Source organism: Monashia sp. HAY1-2A (assembly GCF_056755315.1).
This window is the reverse complement of sequence record NZ_JBNDHY010000388.1, coordinates 1-276: the sequence shown is the minus strand read 5'-3', so window position 1 is coordinate 276 and position 276 is coordinate 1. Positions and strand designations below refer to the sequence as shown.

The 276-nt window shown below is 68.1% G+C and carries 1 protein-coding gene; it reads left to right on the top strand.

Annotated elements, in window-relative coordinates; translation table 11 throughout:
- The coding region (locus ACPYOM_RS22425; RefSeq protein ID WP_481347653.1) for a TgpA N-terminal domain-containing protein at positions 1-276 on the top strand (276 nt) is incomplete at both ends.

The following is a 276-nucleotide window of genomic DNA, read 5'->3' as shown; positions in this document are numbered from 1 at the left end:
GATCCTGGCGGTGATGGTGGTCCCGGCGACCATCAAGCCCCAGAGCGTGGGCCTTGCCGGTTTCCTGGGCGCGGCTGTGGGCTATCTCCTGATTCTCGGGTGCAGCCACTGGTTTGCTCCTGATGCGCGCCTGCAGTCCGGTGCGGGACGGGGCGCCGGGCAGTTCCGGCGCTCGATGGTGACCGGTGGCCTGGCACTGGCCTTGACCATGGTGGTGCCGCTGGCGATTCCCGGATTCGAAACGGGCACGTTTCCGGAGGGTTCGCGGCTGAGTCC